Source organism: Armatimonas sp. (assembly GCF_031410135.1).
GTDB lineage: Bacteria > Armatimonadota > Armatimonadia > Armatimonadales > Armatimonadaceae > Armatimonas.
In genome coordinates this window covers 1-1519 of sequence record NZ_JANNYP010000548.1, presented here as the reverse complement: position 1 = coordinate 1519, position 1519 = coordinate 1, and the positions used below count along the sequence as shown (strand labels likewise).

At 56.1% G+C, this 1519-nt stretch carries 2 protein-coding genes; one reads left to right on the top strand and one right to left on the bottom strand.

Annotated features, from left to right (window positions below):
• Positions 1-563, bottom strand: a 563-nt coding sequence (locus tag RMO15_RS20335; RefSeq protein ID WP_369016144.1) for a 6-phosphofructokinase, incomplete at its 3' end; no start/stop codon positions are given.
• A 94-nt stretch (positions 564-657) separates the two neighbouring features.
• On the opposite strand from RMO15_RS20335, the gene RMO15_RS20330 reads away from it, so the two are divergent.
• Positions 658-1519 (top strand): DUF1385 domain-containing protein (locus RMO15_RS20330; RefSeq protein WP_309716154.1); only part of this gene is annotated, 862 nt, incomplete at its 3' end.

The window sequence follows — 1519 nt, the reverse complement described above, 5'->3', positions numbered from 1 at the left end:
ACCGCCTCGTCGGGGTTGACAGATCGCTCGGGCAGCTTGCCAAACAACTGTTCTACCCGGGCGCGCACCGCCGGGACGCGCGTCATCCCACCGATCAACAACACGCGGTCGATTGCTTCGACAGCGGTATTCACCGCGGTGTCAAATCCGATGGAGAAGTCGGTGCCGAAAATGTCGTTGTCAATCGAGCCAGGAACGCCCATCACAGGGAACTCGAATTCCTCCAGCAGCTTCAGTGCACCGGTCAAAGAGCCGTCGCCACCAATGACCACCAAACCGTCGCATTCGTTTTTCCTGAGCACGCCCATCGCCTTTTCTCGGCCCTCATGGGTCATGAACTCCATACTTCGGGCAGAGCGAAGGATCGTGCCTCCGCGATCGATTATCCCCCCCACGGACTGGCTATTCATCAGCCGACTCTCGTCGTTGATGATGCCGTCATAGCCGTGGTTGTAGCCAACAACTTCGACCCCGCCACCGAGCGCAGTTCGGACAACTGCCCGAATCGCTGCGTTCATTCCGGGTGCATCGCCTCCGCTCGTGATTATTCCTATTCGTCTCATCCGTGCCCGACTCCTAGTGAATCTGCGAGAATGTTCTTACGCCCGATCCACCGATAGATTATGGCGGAGACTTTGTTTTTGCTGACCCAAAACCATGACGACTGAAAAGCTCTTGCAAGACACGCACAAAGTCGGGCAGATCATGCGGACCGTCGATTTTGTTGACACCTTTGACTCCCTCGCCCAGGCTTCGGTGAGAATGCATGAGAACTTTTCTGACCTACTGCCCGTGGTCCAAGGAGGAAAATTCGTCGGAGTCCTTACTGAAAAATCTCTAGCAAGGGCTATTTCGGGAGGGATGCTTTGGACGGCAGCAGTTTCAGATGCGATGATCGATGCCCCGACGATCCGGTCTGATGCCCCTCAAGACGAGGCGTTAGCCATGCTAACGAGCCAGCCATTTTCGGCAATAACGGTGGTCGATCACAACCATGAGGTGCTTGGAATCATCGCTGCGTCTTGCTTCTCGCCAACTGCCCTGACTGAAAATCGGCCGATGATGGTGGGCGGGATGGCGACTCCATTTGGCGTGTACCTGACCAATGGCGCAATCGGGGCGGGAGCGCAAGGGTTTTCGCTGGTGCTCACCGGATTCGTCCTCTACGTATTAATTTTCGCCTCTCAGTTCGCTTCGCGCCAAATCGAAGAAGCCGTGATCAACCAGATGACAGAGCAATATCGGCAGGTCATTTTTGGCTTCTTGCCTACCGTGCTCTTCTTTGGCTTGATGCGGTTCATCCCGCTTTCGGGAACGCATGGAGCAGAGCATCAAGTCGTTCATGCGATCGAGCGGGGGGAGCCCTTGGTTCCAGAGGTCGTCACTCGCATGCCAAGGGTCCACCCTCGTTGCGGAACAAATGTCGCGGTCGGCGCGAGTCTGTTCCTGACGATTACCCAAATCAAGTGGGTGGCGAGCGACGAAATCCGCTTGGCGGTCGGGCTTATTATATGGGCCG